Below are 21,939 nucleotides of genomic sequence, written 5' to 3'. Positions count from 1 at the left end.
GAAAGTGCAACGGAAAAATCCTTGATCACACGTATGAAAACTGAATTTTTCCTGAAGATCCCGCCGTCATTTTTCTATTTTATCTTCATTGTTTGGACGTGTAAGCGAGATTATGCGGGAGCCAGGGAAGCGCTCTTGATGAACGTGAGAAGCAATGAGATAAGCATGTTGACGGTCGCCTTGAATCCACTCCGCCAACCGATCGCGACTTAGCCTATCAAGGGAATTGAACGGTTCATCCATCAAATACAATTCGACCGGGCGGGCTAAAGCAATCGCAATATGCAGTTTTTGTTTTGTTCCTAATGAATACTGATCCACCGGGAGCGGGAGCATCTCCTCCATTCCAAGCAGACTGCATAATTCGTTCGCTTTGCGGACGTACTGTTGATCCAGCTTCCATAAAAGCCGGAAACATTCGATATTTTCATAACCCGTCAATTTTGAAAACATGACAGTCTCGGATGTCACATAAGACAAATGAGCGCGCATGTCGGGAAGCTGAATCGGATTGCCTTTATAAAAGGCTTGATAATGCAGCTCTCCTTTATCGAGCAATCCCGAAATAATATGCAAAAGAGTCGTTTTCCCCACTCCATTGGGGCCGGTGAGAAGCACGGTCTCCCCTGAAAAAATGGAAAATGAGAATTGCTGAAAAATCGTGGCTCCCCCATCATAGCGATACGTCAAGTTTTGCAATGAAAATAACGGTTCCATCTATTTCTTCCCCTTTTCCTGCTTGGCTCTTCACCAAAAGTTGTACTTGATTTTTTCTGAACTCTATTTACGCTTGTAAGGGAAAATCAACAAATCAGTGATTTTTTCAAATCTTTGTGCAGGAAGCTGTATTGCTTGTCAAGTACATGTTGTGGTGAAGAGCCTCCTGCTTTTTAGACCGTCTATTTTTATACATGAGACACCGTTGATTCCAACCATGCTGAGATGATGAGCAGCGCGACCGCCAGCACTAGTAAAAAGAGGATATCCCGTATATAGAGCGTTTCTTCTTCTCCTCTTGCTCTTTTTTTGACGATTTGAAGAAACCGCCATGTCTCGTACCCTAATGTACAAAACAAGATATGGCCGATGATTTCAGGAATCGCGTGAGGAAAGACACCGGTCATCAACGGCTGCATGCCATATCCTGTGGCGACTCCTCTCACGATCACGCCTAGCATTGCTGCGTTGTAACCGAGATAAAGGGTATTGGCCATTCCTAGCGTCAGCCATCCGCCAACCATCAAAATGGCTCCAACCATCAAGTTGTGGCCTAAAGTGGTCCAAAACGCCATGGAAGTCGGATGAATCGTAAGCTTTTGTGAAAAAATCACTGCTCCAAAAGCAAAACATACAATGTACACACCTAACGACAATAACATATACGGCAAATGAGTGTGAATCGCTCGTCTGATCACCGCAAATGCCTCCTCACGTGCGCCGAGCATATTGAGAACTATTCCATAATACAAGGTACAGCATCAAGACAAACAAAACGCTGTAACATGCCCAACTCCAACCTTTCAAGAGCATAAAAAAGGCAGAAAGAAGCGATGAAAAAACGGTTATGTAAATCAATAAGCGATGAAACGAATGATTTCCAGCCGCAATCACCATATACCCCGCATAATCACGTGGAGATGTCAATGCCGCCTGCTCGCCGCTAGCTAAAACGAGACAGAACACTTCATAATCGGTGCGCAAAATCCGTTTGACAACAAGCGAATAGGCGGGCATCATCACCACAGCTCCCATTGCTGCCCAAAGCCCTCCACTCATCCCCAATAATCCTATGTATTCGAGAAGCAGCAATCCTACTGCCGTCATGCATGGGTAGACGCCTAATCGCTCAAGCAGCGTCCATTTCGCTTCGATTAACGGTACAAGAGGAGGTGGAGAAAGAAGACGAAACACAGTGAGACGCTCCATCTCGCTTTCAAACTGAAAAATGTCGCGAAAGACGTCGGTAATGGCTCGCAACGTGCCTGTCATGACCATATACATTTCAAACATAAACAAAAACAAAATGATCAACCCATTATGAACGATCGGCAACAGCGCCAAATTCGCTCCCGCAACCAGAAACCATTCCCCCGGCAAAAATAGCGACCAAGGCGGTTTCGTCAACTCACGGGCTTGGCGTGTTAACAGACAAAGATCTTTATATAAAATTGCATTATTCGTGCTGCGAATTTTTAACGACTCTATGACACGTTGATGCCATGAATATAGCATGTACGCTGCCTTGTCAGAATGAGACGCACGAGTGAAAGAAAAACAAATCAAAGCCAACAGAGCGAATCCAGCACCGATGAATGATAAAGCTGTACTTGAAAATGACCACCCTTCCCCCCAACTTGTCATGCATTCATAAAACAGCTGTTGCCAATGAGCAACATAACCATCCATATACACAAGATAAGAGAGCGACAACCCATACATTCGAACCGCTTGGCGGGACAATTGCAGCAACGGCACAATCGCCGCAAGCACGACATAACCAATCGCGAATGATGCCATTCGAAAGAAAAAGGCAGAAAATGCGCCCATCGCTCTAAAAGTTGAGCCACGCACTATATGCGATGTCACATAAAGAAGCAACAACATCGTATGTCCAAACCATACTAATGATGCGCCTGTGATCCCGAACATCACCATCAACCCAATTGAAGGAGGCAACCAAATCGGCAATAGCCGCAAAAGCGACACAGCATAGTGGATTTTGAGCAATCGCCGCCATACCTCGTCATCCCGCACCCCAGACAGACGCACATAATGATAATGGTATTGACGTTGCAATGCCTCTTTGGACTCAAGCAAAACTCCTATTAAAGGACTGACAGACATAAAAAAGAGAAACGCCATAATCGCAGAAGGACGAAACATGATAAATGATCGAGTGCAAATGATCACAACCAATATCCCCGAAACAAGCCATTTCGCCGCTTCCACCAAGAACATGGTCATCTTCGGAGAAAAAGGCGATTTTTTCTGCAATGGGGCCAAACTACTTCGTTGTCGTTGTTGATATAACAGCCATACGAGTTTCACTTCTCTTCCCCCACATTGATTTACTCATTAGGAACGGCAGGGAGTTTTTCCCCTGCCGTTTTGCCTTTTACCATGCAATCGCTGCCGCTTTTCCTCGTTCCGCCACTATTTTTTTCACCGTCGCGACAAAAGCTGACCACCCAATTTCCAAAATGGCGTCGACTCCACCTGACAAAATAGCGGTGATCCCAAGAATAATAGAAATGAGAGTGGAGCCGGTCAACACAATCGAAACAACCGTCGTCGCGATTGACTGTGACACGCCGAGCGTCCCGGCAACAAGCGCCAGCAAACTCATAACCTATCACCTCCTTCCAGTAAATGATAATCGATCAAAACTTTTTTCAAAAACATTCTGTGTCTATCTCATCCTTCGCACTAAACGAGAATAAACCCCGCCGTAAAGCAGCACCAATACAATAAATCCTATTTTGATGGGCATGCTGGCCGCTTTTAGGCGAAAAGCAACTCCAATCAACACAACAAGCGGCAGGCTAATCAGAATAAAATACGGCCACGACCATTGTTTCACCCACTTCACTCCTGTCTGCGATGCGGTTTCTAGTAAATTCCTTGTTAATATCATCCATTTTAATCATACACCTTGACTCTAAAAAAAAAAAAGAGAAATCGTTCGACAATTTTGTCTTTTTTTTACATATTTCGACATATTTCATGCTATTGAAATGAAACAGAGATGCTTTTAAGAGCTTGGTACAAGGTAAGCGTTGATCCAAGAAATTCTTTTTGAAATTTCCTCGCTTCACCGTATTGAATAATTTCGAAAAATACATTAAATTATATAGTAATCATCAAAACGTCACCGCACAATTGCATACCGGCATTCTTATCAAGAGAGGGGGAGGGACTGGCCCGGTGAACCCTCAGCAACCTGGCCCGCGGCCAAGGTGCTAAATCCAGACAGGCGGAAGCCTGGAAGATAAGAAGAAGCGAATGAAAAGTCTTCTTCTTATAGAAGGCTTTTTTCTTTTACTACGGAGAAACGGGGGAATCGAACGTGGGATTGCTGGATGAGTTGAAAGAGCGCATTCTCATCGCCGACGGGGCGATGGGAACGCTTTTATATTCGCACGGCATTGACCGTTGTTTTGAAGAATTGAATCTATCCAATCCAGATGAAATCGTCCATATTCATGAAGCGTATATCGCCGCGGGCGCCGACGTCATTCAGACGAATACATACGGCGCCAACTATGTGAAACTCGCCCGCTACGGCCTTGAAGATGAGGTGCCGGCCATCAACCGCGCGGCGGTGCGGCTCGCCAGGCAAGCGGCGAACGGGCGGGCGTACGTGCTCGGGACGATCGGGGGGCTGCGCACGTTAAACAAAAGCGTCGTCACGCTCGAAGAAGTGAAACGGACGTTTCGCGAGCAGCTGTTTGTCCTGCTGGCTGAAGGGGTTGATGGCGTGCTGCTCGAGACGTATTACGATTTGGAAGAGTTGGAGACGGTGCTTGCCATCGCCCGCAAAGAAACGGATTTGCCGATCATCGCCCATGTGTCGCTCCATGAAGTCGGCGTCTTGCAAGATGGCACGCCGCTCGCGGACGCCCTTGCTCGCCTAGAGGCGCTCGGGGCCGATGTCGTCGGACTGAACTGTCGTCTCGGTCCATATCATATGCTTCGGTCGCTCGAGGAAGTGCCGCTGCCGAAGCAGGCGTTTTTGTCGGCGTATCCGAACGCCAGCCTCCCGGATTACCGCGATGGCCGGCTTGTCTATGAGACGAACGCTGAATATTTCGAGGAAACAGCCAAAGCGTTCCGCGATCAAGGGGTGCGCTTGATCGGCGGGTGCTGCGGCACGACGCCGAAACATATTGAGGCAATGGCAAAGGCGCTCGCCGACCGGACGCCGGTGACGGAAAAAACGGTGAAACGGCGCGCGGCATCTGTATCAGTGCAAGCGGATCGGCCCGCCCCATCTCCCCTTCCCGAGCTCGCCCGCACGCGCCGCTCGGTCATTGTGGAGCTGGATCCGCCGAAAAAATTGGGGATTGACAAGTTTCTTGCTGGGGCGAAAGCGCTCCATGACGCTGGCATCGACGCGCTGACGTTGGCCGACAACTCGCTTGCTACGCCGCGCATCAGCAACGCCGCCGTCGCCACGATCGTGAAAGAGCGGCTCGGCGTCCGCCCGCTCGTGCATATTACGTGCCGCGACCGCAACTTGATCGGCCTGCAGTCGCATTTGATGGGGTTGCATACGCTCGGCATCACCGACGTGCTCGCTATTACCGGCGACCCGTCGAAAATCGGCGATTTCCCGGGAGCGACGTCCGTGTATGATGTGTCGTCATTCGATCTCATCCGCCTAATCAGCCAATTCAACGAGGGATTATCGTACTCGGGCAAACCGCTCGGGCAAAAAACGAACTTCTCGATCGGTGCGGCCTTCAATCCGAACGTCCGCCATTTGGATAAAGCGGTCGAGCGAATGGAGAAAAAAATTCAATGCGGCGCCCACTATTTCTTGACCCAGCCGGTTTACTCGGAAGAAAAAATCGTGCAAATATACGAAACAACGAAACATCTCGCCACGCCGATCTACATCGGCATTATGCCGCTGGTAAGCGTGCGCAACGCCGAGTTTTTGCACCATGAAGTGCCGGGGATCACCCTGTCGGACGAGATTCGCGCCCGCATGGCCGCCTGCGGCAGCGACCCAGTAGAAGCGGCGCGCGAAGGAATTGCCATCGCCAAATCGCTCATTGACGCGGCGTTTGATTTGTTTAACGGCATTTATTTGATCACGCCGTTTTTGCGCTATGACATGACGGTCGAGCTCGTCCGCTACATCCATGAAAAAGAAGCGGCCGCCAAAGAAAGGAAGGTTGTTCATGGCTAACATCACCTTAGAACAGCAGCTGCAGCGAAAAATTCTCGTCATTGACGGCGCGATGGGGACGATGATCCAAAGCGCCAACCTATCGGCCGCCGACTTTGGCGGCGAGGGGTATGAAGGGTGCAACGAATATTTGACCCTCACCGCCCCGCATGTCATCCGCCGCATTCATGAAGCGTACCTAGAAGCCGGTGCTGATATCATTGAAACGAACACGTTCGGAGCGACACGCATCGTGCTTGACGAATATGGCCTCGGTCATTTGGCGCTTGAGCTGAACATCGAAGCGGCCAAACTCGCCAAACAAACGGCTGAGTCGTTCTCCACCCCGGACTGGCCGCGCTTTGTCGCTGGTTCGATGGGGCCGACGACGAAAACGTTGTCGGTGACAGGCGGCGCAACGTTTGAAGAACTCGTCGCCGCCTACGAAGAACAAGCGCGCGGACTGCTCTTAGGAGGCGTCGACCTTCTCCTACTCGAGACGTGCCAAGATACGCTGAATGTCAAAGCCGGTTTTCTCGGCATTTCGAAGGCGTTTGAAGCGGTCAGCCGCCGCGTGCCGCTCATGATTTCCGGCACGATCGAACCGATGGGCACGACGCTCGCCGGGCAGGCGATCGATGCGTTTTTCATCTCGGTGCGCCATATGAAGCCGATCGCCGTCGGCTTAAACTGCGCAACCGGTCCGGAGTTTATGACCGACCATTTGCGCACGCTCGCCTCGCTCGCGGATACGGCGGTCAGCTGCTACCCGAACGCCGGGCTGCCGGATGAGGAAGGCCGCTATCATGAAACGCCGGAGATGTTGGCAGAGAAAATCCGCCGCTTTGCCGAAAAGGGATGGATCAACATCGTCGGCGGGTGTTGCGGCACGACGCCGGATCATATCCGCGCCATTGCCGAAGCGGTGCGTGATCTCCCGCCGCGGGCGATTCCGTCTTCGTTTGATGTCCACGCCGTTTCCGGCATCGAGGCGCTCATCTATGATGAAACGATGCGTCCGCTCTTTGTCGGCGAGCGGACAAACGTGATCGGCTCGCGCAAATTCAAGCGCCTCATCGCCGAAGGGAAATACGAAGAAGCGGCGGAAATCGCCCGCGCCCAAGTGAAAAACGGCGCCCATGTCATCGACATTTGCCTCGCCGACCCAGACCGCGACGAACTCCATGACATGGAGCAGTTCGTCCGCGAAGTCGTGAAAAAAGTGAAAGTGCCGCTTGTCATCGATTCGACCGACGAGCGCGTCATCGAGCGCGCCCTTACTTATTCACAAGGAAAAGCGATCATCAACTCGATCAACTTGGAAGACGGCGAGGAGCGGTTTGCGAAAGTCGTTCCTCTCTTGCACAAATACGGCGCCGCTGTCGTCGTCGGCACGATCGATGAACAAGGGATGGCGGTCACCGCCGAACGGAAGCTGGAAATCGCCTTGCGTTCGTATGACTTGCTCGTTAACCGCTACGGGGTGCCGGAGCGCGACATCATTTTCGACCCGCTCGTCTTCCCGGTCGGCACCGGCGATGAGCAATACATCGGCGCGGCGAAAGAAACCATTGAGGGCATCCGCCTCATTAAAGAGCGGCTGCCTCATTGCTTGACGATGCTTGGCATCAGCAACGTCTCGTTCGGCTTGCCGCCGGCCGGACGCGAAGTGCTCAACTCCGTCTTTTTGTACCATTGCACGCAAGCCGGGCTCGATTACGCCATCGTCAACACCGAGAAATTGGAGCGGTTCGCCTCGATTCCGGAAGAGGAAGTGCGAATGGCTGAGGCGCTTCTTTTTGACACAAACGACGAAACATTAAACGCCTTTATCGAATTTTACCGAAGCAAAATCACCGCCGCCAAACCGGCGCAGACGAACTTGAGCTTGGAAGAGCGGCTCGCCCGCTACGTTATTGAAGGGTCGAAAGACGGGCTCATTCCCGATTTGGAAAAGGCGCTTGAGACCTACTCCGATCCGCTGTCGATCATCAACGGTCCGCTCATGGCCGGCATGGATGAAGTCGGGCGGCTGTTCAACAACAACCAGCTTATCGTCGCTGAAGTATTGCAAAGCGCGGAAGTGATGAAAGCAGCGGTCGCCTTTTTAGAGCCGTATATGGAAAAGAAAGAAGGAAGCACAAAAGGAAAAGTCATTCTCGCCACCGTCAAAGGCGATGTGCATGACATCGGCAAAAACTTGGTCGACATCATTTTAAGCAACAACGGCTACGAGGTGATCGACCTCGGCATTAAAGTCGCTCCGCAGCAACTCATTGAAGCGGTGCGCGAACATCAGCCGGACATCATCGGGTTGTCGGGCTTGCTTGTGAAATCGGCTCAACAGATGGTCGTCACCGCCCAAGACTTGCGCCAAGCGGGCATCTCGACCCCGATTTTAGTCGGCGGCGCCGCCTTGACGCGCAAATTTACCGAAAACAAAATCGCGCCCGAATACGACGGCATCGTCTTGTACGCGAAAGACGCCATGGACGGGCTCGCCCTTGCCAACCAAATCCAGCAGGGCGAGATTGACTACAAGAAAAAAGAAACGGCCGAAAGCGAGCCAACGCGGCAAACGATGGTGGTCACAGCGGTCAAATCGAACGTCTCGACCGACGTTCCCGTCTACATCCCAGCCGATCTCGAGCGCCACGTGCTGCGAAATGTGCCGCTTGACCACATTTTGCCGTACGTCAACTGGCAAATGGTGCTCGGCCACCACCTCGGCTTGAAAGGAAAAGTGAAACGGTTGCTTGAAGAGAAAGACGAAAAAGCGTTGGCGTTAAAAGCGGTCATCGACGAACTCGTCCACGAAGCGAAAGAGCGCCGCTGGATTCAGCCTGCCGGCGTCTACCGCTTCTTCCCGGCGCAAAGCGACGGCAACCGGGTTTACATTTACGATCCGACTGACGGCAAAACAGTGCTCGAGATGTTCGACTTTCCGCGCCAGCCGCGGGCGCCGCATCTTTGCCTCGCCGATTATTTGAAATCGAAAGAAAGCGGCGAAATGGATTACGTCGGTTTGTTCGCCGTCACCGCCGGGCATGGCGTCCGCGAACTCGCCCAGCGCTGGAAGGAAGAAGGCGAATTTTTGAAAAGCCATGCCATCCAAGCGTTGGCGCTCGAGATTGCCGAAGGGTTCGCCGAACGAGTCCATCAAATTATGCGCGACCGCTGGGGCTTCCCGGACGACCCGGATTTCACGATGGAAGAGCGCTTCGCCGCCAAATACCAAGGCCAGCGCTACTCGTTCGGCTACCCGGCCTGTCCGAACTTGGAAGACCAGGAGAAACTGTTCCGTCTGCTTCATCCAGAAGACATCGGCATCCGTCTCACCGACGGCTATATGATGGAACCCGAAGCATCGGTTTCCGCGATCGTCTTCGCCCATCCGGAAGCGCGGTATTTCAATGTGTTATAAGCGGGGAACGAGAAACGAGCTGGACTATGTGAGCCAGCTCGTTTGCTTTTTACGCACCAACCCTTGGCCGCGGAGATGTTTCCCGTTTTTTAGCAAAAAAAGACGAGGAATTGGCGATCTAGGAAAATCGCGATGTTTGTTCAAGTGTCAACCATCATTGATTCAAATGATGGATTCAGGCATATAGCATTCCACGCCAAGCCGACGAAAATCTTTTTCGTTCCAGGTGATGATCCCTTGGATGGATGCAGTGTGCTGCGCCAGCGCCGAAAGATACGCGTCAGCAAAATCGACACTGCAACGGGCGTAATCGTCCAATGCCTTTCCAACAACTTCTTTGTCTATCGTCTTAATACAAGAAGCCTCCATGATTTGCTTCAGCTTACTTGCGATTTCTCCTTTCGTATACCCGTACCGTTTCGACTCGAGCACCCAGCAGCATTCCGCCACGACAAGAGGATGCAATAGAAACGCAAATTCACCGTTGACCGCCTTTTCAAATACCCGATAGGCAACCAAAGATTGTTTCTCATCGTCATTGGCTAAAAAACGAATGATGATGTTCGTGTCTAAAATATACACGTTTTATCCTCTTCTCCCTATCATCTACTCCACGTCTTTTTCCCTCTTGGACATCCGTTCCTCTTTCGCCTGTTTGCGAATATCCTCCCATGTCATCGGACGACTGTCCCCCCTAGGCGGCATGGTGCCGAACAAAGATAGCAACGCATCTTTCTTTTTCACCTTTAACGTCACCTCTTGATTTTCCCCATAAACAAACGCGACTTGGTCTCCCGGTTCTGCCCCAAGCACTTCTCTGATCTTCATTGGAATCGTCACTTGATGTTTCGAAGAAAGTGTGGAGTAATACGTATACGTTTCATGTGAGGATGGCTTCATCACAAATCCTCCTTTCCTCTTTGCTAATCATTTTATCTTTGCTTAATCAAAAAGTAAAGATTGTCTAATCCCCCAAGACTTCTATGGCAAGAAACGAAAAAACAGAAGAGAAAAACATGTTCCCCAAATTTCCAGATCTATTCAACAGCACGGTCCATCCCCTCTTCACACATAATTCCCCTCCTCCGTCCCATACTAACGATGACAATACATGCTAAGGAGGAACAAACATGGTCACAAAGCAACAAACGACGCTGCCCCCGCAACACCAGACGCGCCAGCCCGGCCTGCAAACGGAGATGAACCCGCAGCCGGTCACCATCAAAGACACCTATAAAGGAAGCGGCAAGCTCGAAAACAGAGTCGCCATCATCAGCGGCGGCGACAGCGGCATCGGCCGGGCGGTCGCGGTCCATTTTGCCAAGGAAGGAGCCGATGTGGCGATTCTCTATCTCAACGAACATGAAGATGCCGACGAAACGAAACGGCTCGTCGAGCAGGAAGGAAGACGGTGCCTGGCGATGGCGGGAGACATTGGCGATGAAGCGTTTTGCAAAGAGGCGGTGAAACAGACGATCGAAGCGTTCGGCAAGCTTGACATCGTCGTCAACAACGCCGCCGAGCAGCACCCGCAGCCGAATTTTCTCAACATCACTGCCGCGCAGCTGGAAAAAACGTTTCGCACGAACGTATTCGGCTGCTTTTTCCTAACGAAAGCGGCGCTCCCACACTTAAAAAGCGGAAGCGCGATTATTAACACCGCTTCGATCACCGCCTACGAAGGAAATGAGCAGCTCATCGACTACTCGGCGACAAAAGGCGCAATCGTCACCCTCACCCGCTCGCTCGCCAAAGCGCTCGTTGGGCAAGGCATCCGCGTCAATGGCGTCGCCCCAGGCCCGATTTGGACGCCGCTCATCCCCTCCACCTTTCAAAGTGAGCAAGTCGCCACATTCGGCGCCAACACCCCGATGAAACGGCCCGGCCAGCCGAGCGAAGTCGCCCCGTGCTACGTCTTTTTGGCGAGCGACGAATCGTCGTACATGACCGGGCAAATGCTTCATGTAAATGGCGGCAAGTTCATCAGCGATTGACCGCGGCAGCCGCTGGCGCCGAACTTTTTTAATAAAATCACGTTACCTTTTCTAACAAAAATATGGCGTGATTGTAAAAAAATGAGTACGATAAAGCTACGATGTTCCTCTACTTCTTTACAAGGTGCCCCTCTTCTCTCACCCCACCCCGGAATAGGGGCGGGGTTTTTTGTCACATAACAAGCAGCCAATCCGGTTCAGACAAGTACGTTTGACATTCATTTAAGGCGTGTTGAGCCATCATCCCATCAATAAGACGGTGATCGTAAGTAAGAGACAGCGGCATCACAGAAGCAATCTCAATCGAATCATCGACGACCACCGGTTTTTTCTCAACTTTCCCGATTCCTAAAAGACAAGACTGTGGATAATGAATAATCGGCGTGAACCACGAACCATTGGCCGAGCCGATGTTCGAAACCGTGCATGTCCCTCCGCTCATCTCCACCGCTTGAATCGTTCCCGCTCTCGCCTTCGCCGTCAATTCTTCAATTTCTTTCGCAATTTGGAACAACGATTTTTGATCCGCATCACGAATCACCGGGACGAGCAATCCACGGTCAGTGTCAACCGCAAACCCAATGTGAATGAATTCGTGAATGACGATTTCTTCTCGTTCCTCATCAAGCGAAGCGTTGAGCATTGGATACTTTTTCAACACCGCCGCCAGTGCTTTTACCACATAGGCTAAATAGGTCAGTTTCACCCCTTGTTGCTCAGCTAGCGGTTTGATCCGTCGGCGATGTTGAACAAGACGGGTCGCATCGGCCTCGCCAAAATGGGTGACTTGCGGAATGGTCCGCATTGACCGCACCATCGCTTGGGCGATAGCCTTGCGGATGCCTGTCAGCGGCACTCGGCGCACTTTTTCCCGGCTTTCCTGCTTCTTGACAATCTCAACACTGGCAGCAGCCTCATCGGTTGCTTTTTGCTGCCGAACCGACAGTGCTGCTTCAATATCGCTTTTCAATATTCTTCCGTTCTTTCCGCTTGGAGTGATTTCCTCTAAAGACACGTTCTGCTCGCGGGCAAACTTTCGCACTGACGGGGCAGCCACGAATGTTTTTTGAGGAGTCCTTTGTTTTCCCGCGCTCGCCGCACGACGAATATCCTCTTCCGTGATTTTGCCGTTCGCCCCCGTCGGTGTGACCGTACTCCAATCGACGCCAAGCTCCTTGGCCAGTTTTTTTACGCGTGGGGTGATCTTGATCTCTGTCTGCGGATCTCCGCCGTCCGGAGCAAACGTTTCGACGGCAATGACGGCCAGTACTTCGCCGACCTTGGCCGTATCCCCTCGTTTCTTTTTGATCTCTTTTACTGTTCCTGACTCGGGAGCGTGAATTTCTGAAACGGCCTTTTCTGTTTGCACTTCCACCAGCGTGGCTCCTTTTTCCACCGCATCTCCTTCGGAAACGTGCCAAAACGTAATGAAACTTTCATCGTGGGAATCGGATAATTTGGGCAATGTCACTTCGACAACCATAAGCTGCCTCCCTTGGAACGAACTTTTCCTTATTCATTGACGAGTTGGATCGCCTCACGGAAAATTTTATCGGCATTTGGCAATACAAATTGTTCAAGCGGACGGCTATAAGGAATTGGCACATCCGGAACCGCAATCCGCTTCACCGGCGCCTCCAAATCATACAAACAATGTTCAGCGGCAATCGCGGCAATTTCCGCCGTCATCCCGTACGACAGATAGTCTTCATCAACAACAAGCAAGCGGTGTGTCTTTTTAACCGATTGAATGATCGTCTCTTTGTCCAATGGGACAAGAGAGCGCAAATCGATCACTTCCGCTTGAATGCCTTGTTGTTCAAGTCTTTTGGCCGCTTCGAGCGCCTGATGCACTGACATTTGAATACCGACAATGGTGATATCCGTTCCCTCGCGCACAATATTTGCTTTCCCAAGCGGCACAGTATACGCCTCTTCCGGTACATGCCCAACCGAAGCATCAAGCTGATCCATCCAGCCGAGCCCTTGCAAGGTTTTATGGAACATAAAGACAACAGGGTTATCATCGCGAATAGCGGAAATCATCATCCCTTTTAAATCATATGGCGTCGACGGAGCGACGACTTTCATCCCAGGAAGATGGGCAAAGGTGGCGTACAACGTTTGCGAGTGCTGGGCGGCATCGCTGTAACCGCCTCCCACCGCCGTCATCAATACCATTGGCAGTTTCACCCTGCCGCCGGACATGTACGGAATTTTCGCCATATGGTTGTAAATTTGGTCCATACAAACCCCAAAAAAGTCGACAAACATCAGCTCCACGATCGGCCGCATTCCTTCCGCAGCGGCGCCGATGGCAGCACCGATGAACGCGGTCTCAGAAATCGGCGTATCGATGACCCGTTCCGGTCCAAACTTTTGGAACAATCCCTCTGTCGCTCCAAAAATCCCACCGTATACTCCGACATCTTCTCCCATCACAAAGACGTTCGGATCTCTCTCCATCTCAAGGCGAATCGCTTCAGCCAGCGCCTTATTTCCCGTTAACAGCCGCTGTTTTGTTTGTTGCATATGGCAAAACTCCTTTCTCCTATGAAATTAGACAAACACATCTTCCAATGCCTCTTCCGGCTTGGGATAATCGCTTTCTCTCGCAAACGCGTACGCCTGATCGACCTCAAATGTCGCTTTGTTTTCCAGCTGTGCAATCGTCTCCTCTGTTACCCCACATTCATTCAATAAATAGTTGCGAAGGCGAATAATGGGGTCTTTTTGGCGAAGCAACGTCACTTCATTTTTATCCCGGTATACTTCCGGATCGCCTTGGAAATGTCCTAAATAACGGTATGTTTCAATCTCAATAATCGACGGCCCTTGTCCAGTTCGTGCACGTTCAACCGCTTCTTTCGATACGTTGTACATATCAATCGGGTCGTTGTCTTTGACATAGTATCCTTTAATGCCATAGGCGGCTGCCCGTACATCATTCGAGGGAACCGCTGTAGACGCCGTTTTCGGCACAGAAATTCCATATTGATTGTTTTCAATGACAACAATGAATGGCAGTTTCCATAATGCCGCCATATTTAACGATTCATGAAATGCCCCTTGATTGGCGGCTCCTTCGCCGATAAACGCAACCGCCACCCAATCCGTCCCCTTTTTCTTGGCCGCCAGCGCCGCGCCAAGGGCATGAGGAATCCCAGCCCCAACGATCCCGCCGCAGGAAAATTTGACGTCAGGATCAAACAAATGCATATGGCCGCCCTTTCCTTTTCCCAGTCCAGTGGCTTTTCCGAAAATCTCTGCTGTCATCCGGTTCAAATCCACCCCTTTGGCAATCGCATGGTGATGCGGACGGTGAGGGGCAGTCACCGTATCTTCCTTTTTCAAGTGAACACACATCCCAGCCGCAGCCGGTTCTTGTCCAGTGGCCAAATGCATTTCCCCTGGCACCGGCCCCGCGCCGATATTAAACACAGGAGATTTCCCTTCGGCATACGCCTCCGCCATTTTGTCTTCATAGCAGCGAATTTTGTACATCGTTTCGTACATCCAAAGAAGATGATCCTTGGAAATGGCCAACTTTCTCTCCTCCTTCACTTGATTGGTACCGCTTTCATCATTTCTATAAAGCAAAAATCGTTCCAACGCTTGTTTCCTTTTCTTCGTCCGCCAAATTGTTTATCCAAAGCCGCCTTTTTGATCCAACCTAAACAAAAACAGCGACAAAGTGTTTCATTTTGTTTCACTTTGTCGCTACACTTTGATACAAAATGGGACAGTCAATACCGAATATTCCATTTATCCATTTGCCGGTAAAATGTGCTTCTCGATATGCCTAAATAACGGGCAGCTTTGGAAATGTTGCCGTTGCACTGCTTTAACGCCTCGATGATGGATTGCTTTTTTATCTCATTTCGGGAGATGTCTACGTTCTCCCTAACTTGAGGCAAGCGAAGAGGCCGAAAGATTTCTTCCGGCAGATCAGCCGCTGTCAATACCGGTTTTGCGCACTGATTCAGCACCCGTTCGATCATATTTTGCAACTCGCGAATATTTCCTGGCCAATCGTATTGCATAAGCGCCTCTAAGAAATCGGACCGTATCTCAGGAAACGGTTTATTTCGTTTGTGAGCCAGTTTTTCAATAAAATGACGGACGAGAAGCGGAATATCTTCTTTTCTTTTCCGAAGCGGCGGGAGAACAATCGGCATAACATTCAACCGGAAAAACAAGTCTTCGCGAAAGCTGCCTTTTTGCACTTCCTGGCGAAGGTCTTTGTTGGTCGCTGCGATGATTCTTACATCAACAGGGATCACTTTGTGCCCGCCAATTCTCATCACTTCCTTTTCTTGAATAACGCGCAAAAGCAACACTTGCATTTCCAAGGACATTTCGCCAATCTCATCCAAAAAAAGCGTTCCCCCATTGGCAAGCTCAAACTTTCCGGCGCTTCCCCCTTTTTTCGCTCCTGTGAATGCCCCGTCCACATATCCGAACAACTCACTGCCAAGGAGATCACGCGGTATGCCTCCACAGTTAATGGCAATAAACGGTTTGTTTCTCCGCTTGCTCTCATTATGAATCGCCTGAGCCACCATCTCTTTTCCTGTTCCGCTTTCCCCTAATATTAACACGTTGGAATCTGTCGCTGCGGCGAGCCTCGCTTCGTTCATTTTCTCAATGAAACACGGGTGTTGCCCGATCATATCCGCAAACGTGATTTTCGCTTGGTTTCCCGATAGGTGGTTGACAAACTGGCGTACCTTTTCAATTTCTTTTACAATGATCATCGATCCGATTCGTTCTTTTTTCTCGTAAATTGGAATCTTGTCAACTAACACATGGTGCACCGCGTTTGAAGGCTTGACGCTTAGATGCAGCTCTTGATTTTGCAAATGAAGCGGGTGGTTCGAACAGATAGAGGGATCATTGAAAAGATCGTCGAGCTTTTTCTCTTCCAGTTGCAGTTGTGGTATATGGAACAGCTTTTTTAACTGGTTGTTCGCCTTTACGATCTTCCCATCGCGATCGATGATTAAAATGCCTTCTTTCATATTGTTCGTTGTCGCTTCCAAAAACCGTTGCATCATCACGTTTTTTTCAGCATTCTCATGTAATTTTAGTTGGTACTCAATCGCCTTTACGGCTGATACAACCATTCCTAGCGTATGAGAGTGCACTTTTTCATAGGGTCCTGACATATTCAATACACCAATGATTCGGCCGTCGGGATCATGGATGGGGGCAGCGGAACACGTCCATGACTGGCATATTTTCGTGTAATGTTCCTCAGCAAACACTTGAATAGGACGATCAATGACGATCGATGTGCCAATGGCGTTGGTCCCCATCACTTGCTCGCTCCAGTCCGCCCCCGCGATAAATCCGATTTCTTCCGCCCTCGCTAAAGGCTCGCAATCGCCAATCGACAAAAGCAACTGTCCGTTTTCATTGCACAGGATCACCAAAAATCCAGATCCTTTGACAATCGAATACAATCCTTCCATTAACGGCAATGACCAATCGATCAAGGAGCGGTACTTTTCATTGTCGATTTCTTTAATCCACCCGTACGGCCGAAACGGATCAACCATCGCTTTTTTCGACCGAAGCCAAGAGTCTCGAATCATGGGCGGCAAATCGGGATCGAGCTCGTTATGAAATACGAACTTTTCCCACATGGATTTCACCTGTTCGCGGGTCACGATCATCTTGTGTTCACCTCCGTGTTTGCCATTGTTTTTCTTTTTCTCTTCAATTTATTGATTTCCTTTTTCAACTTTATAAAAAATAACAACCGAAAAAAGCAGCCATGATGGCTGCCTTGGAAACATCTACCGCCTCGCACACGACCCCCGCTCCACAAGCCGGTGGGGAATGATGATGCGCTTGATCGGTTCATTTGGATTTTCGACTTTTTCGATTAAACTTTTCGCCGCTTCGTAGCCGAGCTGAAAAATGCCGATGTCAACCGACGTGAGCGGCGGACGCGACATTTCGGCGAGCAGCGTGTTGTTGAAGCTGACGATCGAAACATCTTCCGGGACGCCAAGCCCCATTTCATCAAGCGTTTTCAAGATGCCGAGCGCCATGAGATCATCGGCGACGACAAGCCCGGTCGGCGGCTCAGGCAACGAAAGAAGCTCCTTCATCGCCTCTTGGCCGCCTTCCTGCAAAAATTCTGCATGGACGACGTATTCCGGCCGGTACGGAAGCCCCGCCTCCTGCAAGGCCGCGGCGTAGCCGGTTTGGCGGTCGACGGTCACCAAATATTGCGGATTGCCGCCGACAAACGCGATGCGTTCGTGCCCGCGGGCGATCAACCAGTTTGCCGCATCTTTCCCCGCCTGGACGTTGTCGTTGTCGACATGGGTCACTTGTTCCGCTTTTTGGTGCGGTTTGCCGATGACGACGAATGGGAAATCGTGCTTTTGCAAGTATTTCATCAGTTTATCGTTTTGACGAGAATAAAGCAAAATGACGCCGTCCACGCGCCGCCCTTGCAGCATCTCCACCACCCGTTCGTAAATATCGCTTTCTTTTTCCCCTGTCGACATTTGCAAGGCGTACCGCTTTTCATGGGCGGCTTTGCTGATGCCGCGGATGACTTCCGGGAAAAACGGGTTTTGCAGCGCTTGGTCGGCCGAGCTCGGCATGACGATGCCGATTACTTGCGTCGCTTGGCTCGCGAGGCTGCGGGCGATAAAGTTCGGATGATAGCCGAGCTCTTTCATCGCCGCGCGCACTTTTTGCTTCGTTTTCTCGCTGATGCGCGGGCTGTCGGCGATGACGCGCGACACGGTCGACGGCGCGACATTGGCCCTTTTCGCCACATCTTTAATCGTAACGGTCATAAGCCCCCTCCTTTCCATTTATTCATTGATCCGTTTTGCCCGTTTTTTCACCAAATATAAAAACAAAAGAAACAGCACGTAAACCGATACGATGGCGGCGATAAACGGGATGTTGATCCCTGTTTTCTCCCGCAGCTTGTATACTTCCGCCGTTTCGCGGTCGAGCACAAGGTCGTAGCCGTCCTCATCGCCGCGGACGAGATCGTCCAATAAAAAGCCGCGCAGTTCTTTGTTTTTTGGCAACTGGTCATTGGTGAGATGGACATGCTGCGTTTCGCTCGTATTGTTGATGGCGATGACCGTCGTTTCATCTTGATATTGCCGTTTCAACACCGCCATGCCGTCTTTTTCATACAACAGCGTAAAATCGCCGCGCCGCAATGATGGCAGCTCTTGGCGAAGCGGGCCGATTTTTTTCAAGTAATCGATGATTTCTGGATCAGCGCGGAAATCCATCAGACGGCGGTTGTCCGGATCTTGGCCGCCGTTCATGGCGATTTCGGTCCCGTAATACATGATCGGGATGCCAGGGGCGGTGAACAAATACGTCATGGCCAGTTTAATGCGTGAAATCGGGTTGTTGCGGTTGTCAATCGCGAGCTTCGTAAACCGCACGGTATCATGGTTGTCCAAAAACGACCCGAGCAAATACGGTCGGTCGTAAAACGTTTTGTTGTATTCCCAGACATCATACAGCGGGCGGAGCGAGGCATCGCGCCTCGCAAGCGACTGCTTCACCGCGCCATACAGCGGATAATCGACAAACCCGTCGATGCCATACTTCCCGTAATCGGCAATATAGCGCGGATCGTCGCTCCACACTTCACCGAGAAGGAAAAAGTCTTTTTTCACCGATTTGACTTCTTTCGCAAACTCCTGCCAAAACGATTTTGGCACGTGGCGCACTGTATCGAGCCGGTAGCCGTCAATGTCGGTCTCTTTAATCCACCATTTGGCAGCGTCAATTAAATACGTTTTGACCTCTGGATTTTCCTGCGCCAAATCAGGCAACCCATACACCCAGCCGTTTTCAAGCTGTGTTTGGTCGTTCCAGTCGAAAATCTCTTTTTTCGGGTGAAACCAATCTTTTTTCGTTGGGTCATGTAACCATGGGTGATTGTAACCGACATGGTTGGCGACAAAATCCAAAATGACTTTCATGTCGCGCTTATGCGCTTCTTTGACGAGTGTTTTCAAATCGCCCAGCGTGCCAAAGTGCGGATCGACTTGATAAAAATCTTCAATCCAATAGCCATGATAACCGCCCGGCATGTTTTTAAAAATCGGCGTCAGCCAAATGGCGGTAAATCCCATCTCCTTGATGTAATCGAGTTTCGCCGTCACCCCTTTCAAGTCGCCGCCGAAATACCCTTTCGGATCGTTCACATTCACGTTCTGGTCGTTTGTCGGATCCATATTGTTAAACCGGTCGACCATAATGAAATAAATGGCTTCATCTTGCCACGTCCGTTCTTCTTTTTCCGCCGCCGCAGCCGGCATGGCATAAAAAAGAAGGAACGGAAGGACGAGCAGCATAAAGAGCCGGTTCCCCATTTCCATTCCTCCCTTCCCGATTCATTTGCTCGTTCGGAAACGGGTAAGCCCCCTATTCTATGATAGCGGTTCTTACCCTTTTGTGCCACCAGCCGTTAAGCCAGAAATCAAATACCGCTGCAGGAACAAAAAGACGATGGCAATCGGGGCGGCGATCAAAATCGAGCCGGCGGCAAAGCGGGTGAAGTTGTTCGCGAACCGGTCGCTGATAAAGTTGAACAGCCCGACCGCCAGCGTAAATTTGTCCGGATCGCGCAAGACGATCGACGGCAGCAAAAAGTCGGTGAACGGCGCCATGAAGTTAAACAAGGCGACAACGGCTAAAATTGGCTTGGCTAAGGGCAGCATAATGCGGAAAAAGACGCCGAAGTGGCCGGCACCGTCGATGCGCGCCGCCTCATCCAGCTCGCGCGGAATCGTATCAAAGTAGCCTTTGACCAGCCACGCGTTAAACGGGATTTGCCCCCCGACGTAAATAAGAATGAGCCCCCAAAGCGAATCGAGCAAATGGAGCATATTGAGCAAAATATAGATCGCGACCATCGCCATGAGCGACGGAAACATTTGCAACACTAAAAACAAATACAGCCCCGTTTTCCGCCCGACGAATTTGTAGCGCGAAAACGCATAGGCGATGAGCGCCGTGAAAAAGACAGATAACACCGCATTGGCCGCAGCGACAAACAAGCTGTTTTTATACCAAAGCAAATAATCGCTGTTCGGACTGGTAAACAACCACTTATAGTGCTCAAACGACCACTTCTCCGGGATGAGCGACGCCGAATACAGGCTTGTTCCTGGATTGAGCGACATACTGATCGTCCAAAGGAGCGGATAGGCGATGACGATAAACATGAAAGCGATAAACAAATAAATAAGCGCTACTTCCACGTGCGATTTCCATTTGCGGTTCATCAAATATTCCCCTCCTCTTTAAAGGAACGGGTGCGCCGGAACTGGTAAATGGCAAACCCGCTGACGATCAAGCCGATGATGAGCGAGATCGCCGCCGCCATATTGTAGTTGTTCGTCGTGAACGTCAAATCGTACACCCAAGAAATCAAAATGTCGGTGCCACCGGCGTTTTGTCCGCGCACGGCCGGGCCGCCGTCGTTGAACAAATAGATGATGTTAAAGTTGTTGAAATTGCCGGCATATTGCATAATCAACAGCGGCGCCGTCGCATACAAGACGTGCGGCAGCGTGATCGAACGAAACTTTTGCCAGCGCGTCGCTCCGTCGATGTCGGCCGCTTCGTACCAGTCGCGGGAAATGCTTTGCAAAACGCCGGTAAATAACGCAAATACGAACGGGAAGCCAAGCCACGTTTGAATCAAAATAAGCGCCACTTTTGTCCAAAACGGATCGGTCATCCACGGGACCGACACCCCAAACAAACTCAACACTTCGCGGTTGATGGCGCCGAATTTGTCGTTGAACATCGCCGCAAACACCAAAATCGTGACAAACGCTGGCACGGCCCACGGCAAAATCAACACCGTGCGGATGAACCGCTTAAACTTGATGCGCGGGTCGTTGACAAGCAACGCCAAAAACAGTCCAAGGGCGATTTGCATCGTTGTCGCGACAACTGTCCAAACGATTGTCCACGCGAGGACGCTGAAAAACGTGCTTTTCCAAATCGGGATGGAGACTAAGTTTTTGAAGTTTTCAAATCCGACCCAATTCAATAAATGCCGCGGCGGCGAGTGGTACAAGTTGTAATCGGTGAACGCGAGCGACACCATAAACAACAGCGGCAGCACAACGATAAACAACAGCATCACAAGCCCGGGCGTGACAAAGATGTACGGAAATCCTTTATCCCAAGCGTTGCGGCACGATTCCCACAGCGACGGAAACGGTTCGCCCCTTTGCCGGCGGCGGGCGTCGTTGCGCGCATCAATGATGTTCGCAATATGCAGGGCGGCCGCAAACACGATGATGATGACCGAAACCAATCCTTGAATCAAGAGAAAAATCGAATGATCAAGCATCGGGATTTCGCCAAGCGTGACGAGTCCCCACAGCCCGATGTTCAAAAAGTTATAAAACGTCATCAAAAAGGCTGCTTCAATGATGATAAACAAAATTCCTTTGACATACCGGCGGTTGTACAATTGCCCAAGGCCGGCAAACAACAGCGACAGCGCCATCGCCACCGCCGGCCGATGGCGGACGTTTGCTTCCGGCATCCGAACTCCCCCCCTATTGTATGGATAAGAATGGTGGATAGGGCTGATCCTATCCACC

At 50.6% G+C, this 21,939-nt stretch carries 18 protein-coding genes and 1 riboswitch; of the genes, 3 read left to right on the top strand and 15 right to left on the bottom strand.

The features are described from left to right. Positions 1–66: 66 nt before the first annotated feature. The 5 genes from ACVBDQ_RS09980 to ACVBDQ_RS09960 form a co-directional block, all read right to left on the bottom strand. Positions 67–618 carry an ABC transporter ATP-binding protein gene (locus ACVBDQ_RS09980; RefSeq protein WP_231847808.1) on the bottom strand — a complete coding sequence of 184 codons (552 nt, stop codon included), beginning with the start codon at positions 616–618 and terminating at the stop codon, positions 67–69. Between the two features lie 287 nt (positions 619–905). Next, the gene (locus ACVBDQ_RS09975) at positions 906–1,415 is read right to left on the bottom strand and encodes a stage II sporulation protein M (RefSeq protein ID WP_011230224.1); all 510 of its coding nucleotides are present in this window, start codon (positions 1,413–1,415) and stop codon (positions 906–908) included. A gap of 13 nt (positions 1,416–1,428) precedes the next feature. Further along, positions 1,429–2,817: a hypothetical protein gene (locus ACVBDQ_RS09970; protein ID WP_231847807.1), complete on the bottom strand. Its 1,389-nt coding sequence runs from the start codon at positions 2,815–2,817 to the stop codon at positions 1,429–1,431. 298 nt (positions 2,818–3,115) lie between these two features. Continuing rightward, positions 3,116–3,346 carry an uberolysin/carnocyclin family circular bacteriocin gene (locus ACVBDQ_RS09965; RefSeq protein ID WP_011230222.1) on the bottom strand — a complete coding sequence of 77 codons (231 nt, stop codon included), beginning with the start codon at positions 3,344–3,346 and terminating at the stop codon, positions 3,116–3,118. Between the two features lie 63 nt (positions 3,347–3,409). Next, the gene (locus ACVBDQ_RS09960; protein ID WP_015374078.1) at positions 3,410–3,580 is read right to left on the bottom strand and encodes a hypothetical protein; all 171 of its coding nucleotides are present in this window, start codon (positions 3,578–3,580) and stop codon (positions 3,410–3,412) included. Positions 3,581–3,892: 312 nt separating this feature from the next. Continuing rightward, positions 3,893–3,995, top strand: a riboswitch (SAM riboswitch). A 71-nt stretch (positions 3,996–4,066) separates the two neighbouring features. Here ACVBDQ_RS09960 and ACVBDQ_RS09955 point away from each other — a divergent pair. Together ACVBDQ_RS09955 and metH are read left to right on the top strand one after the other, a co-directional pair. Continuing rightward, positions 4,067–5,914, top strand: coding sequence for a bifunctional homocysteine S-methyltransferase/methylenetetrahydrofolate reductase (locus ACVBDQ_RS09955; RefSeq protein ID WP_446663196.1), 1,848 nt, complete (start codon positions 4,067–4,069; stop codon positions 5,912–5,914). Continuing rightward, positions 5,907–9,317, top strand: a complete 3,411-nt coding sequence (gene metH / locus ACVBDQ_RS09950) for a methionine synthase (RefSeq protein WP_446663195.1) — start codon at positions 5,907–5,909, stop codon at positions 9,315–9,317. Before ACVBDQ_RS09955 ends, metH begins: the two co-directional genes overlap by 8 nt. A 162-nt stretch (positions 9,318–9,479) precedes the next feature. Here metH and ACVBDQ_RS09945 read toward each other — a convergent pair whose 3' ends face one another. After that, positions 9,480–9,899: a PIN domain-containing protein gene (locus ACVBDQ_RS09945; protein ID WP_060787853.1), complete on the bottom strand. Its 420-nt coding sequence runs from the start codon at positions 9,897–9,899 to the stop codon at positions 9,480–9,482. Positions 9,900–9,923: 24 nt separating this feature from the next. Further along, positions 9,924–10,217: an AbrB/MazE/SpoVT family DNA-binding domain-containing protein gene (locus ACVBDQ_RS09940; RefSeq protein ID WP_033005228.1), complete on the bottom strand. Its 294-nt coding sequence runs from the start codon at positions 10,215–10,217 to the stop codon at positions 9,924–9,926. A 230-nt stretch (positions 10,218–10,447) separates the two neighbouring features. Here ACVBDQ_RS09940 and ACVBDQ_RS09935 point away from each other — a divergent pair, with 230 nt between their 5' ends. Next, positions 10,448–11,311 (top strand): SDR family oxidoreductase, encoded by an 864-nt coding sequence (locus tag ACVBDQ_RS09935; protein ID WP_446663194.1) that lies wholly within the window; start codon positions 10,448–10,450, stop codon positions 11,309–11,311. A gap of 172 nt (positions 11,312–11,483) precedes the next feature. Here the strand turns inward: ACVBDQ_RS09935 and ACVBDQ_RS09930 are convergent, their stop codons facing one another. From ACVBDQ_RS09930 to ACVBDQ_RS09895, 8 genes are all read right to left on the bottom strand, one after another. Further along, positions 11,484–12,794: a dihydrolipoamide acetyltransferase family protein gene (locus ACVBDQ_RS09930; protein WP_014195050.1), complete on the bottom strand. Its 1,311-nt coding sequence runs from the start codon at positions 12,792–12,794 to the stop codon at positions 11,484–11,486. Positions 12,795–12,823: 29 nt separating this feature from the next. Further along, on the bottom strand, positions 12,824–13,843 hold the full coding sequence (locus ACVBDQ_RS09925; RefSeq protein ID WP_021322535.1) for an alpha-ketoacid dehydrogenase subunit beta: 1,020 nt from the start codon (positions 13,841–13,843) through the stop codon (positions 12,824–12,826). 27 nt (positions 13,844–13,870) lie between these two features. After that, positions 13,871–14,857: a thiamine pyrophosphate-dependent dehydrogenase E1 component subunit alpha gene (locus tag ACVBDQ_RS09920; RefSeq protein ID WP_021322534.1), complete on the bottom strand. Its 987-nt coding sequence runs from the start codon at positions 14,855–14,857 to the stop codon at positions 13,871–13,873. A 200-nt stretch (positions 14,858–15,057) separates the two neighbouring features. Further along, positions 15,058–16,989, bottom strand: coding sequence for a sigma-54-dependent Fis family transcriptional regulator (locus tag ACVBDQ_RS09915; RefSeq protein WP_021322533.1), 1,932 nt, complete (start codon positions 16,987–16,989; stop codon positions 15,058–15,060). A gap of 123 nt (positions 16,990–17,112) precedes the next feature. Then, complete coding sequence (locus tag ACVBDQ_RS09910) at positions 17,113–18,132, bottom strand: LacI family DNA-binding transcriptional regulator (protein ID WP_318549181.1); 1,020 nt, start codon at positions 18,130–18,132, stop codon at positions 17,113–17,115. Positions 18,133–18,150: 18 nt separating this feature from the next. Continuing rightward, a complete protein-coding gene (locus ACVBDQ_RS09905) occupies positions 18,151–19,686 on the bottom strand; it encodes an alpha-amylase family glycosyl hydrolase (RefSeq protein ID WP_014195044.1) in 1,536 nt (511 codons plus the stop codon). A gap of 72 nt (positions 19,687–19,758) precedes the next feature. Further along, positions 19,759–20,601, bottom strand: a complete 843-nt coding sequence (locus ACVBDQ_RS09900) for a sugar ABC transporter permease (RefSeq protein ID WP_021322531.1) — start codon at positions 20,599–20,601, stop codon at positions 19,759–19,761. Next, positions 20,601–21,881, bottom strand: coding sequence for a carbohydrate ABC transporter permease (locus ACVBDQ_RS09895; RefSeq protein ID WP_062898441.1), 1,281 nt, complete (start codon positions 21,879–21,881; stop codon positions 20,601–20,603). Before ACVBDQ_RS09895 ends, ACVBDQ_RS09900 begins: the two co-directional genes overlap by 1 nt. Positions 21,882–21,939 lie beyond the last annotated feature (58 nt).

The organism is Geobacillus sp. CCR, from assembly GCF_052906625.1.
This window is presented reverse-complemented; position numbering and strand designations above follow the sequence as displayed.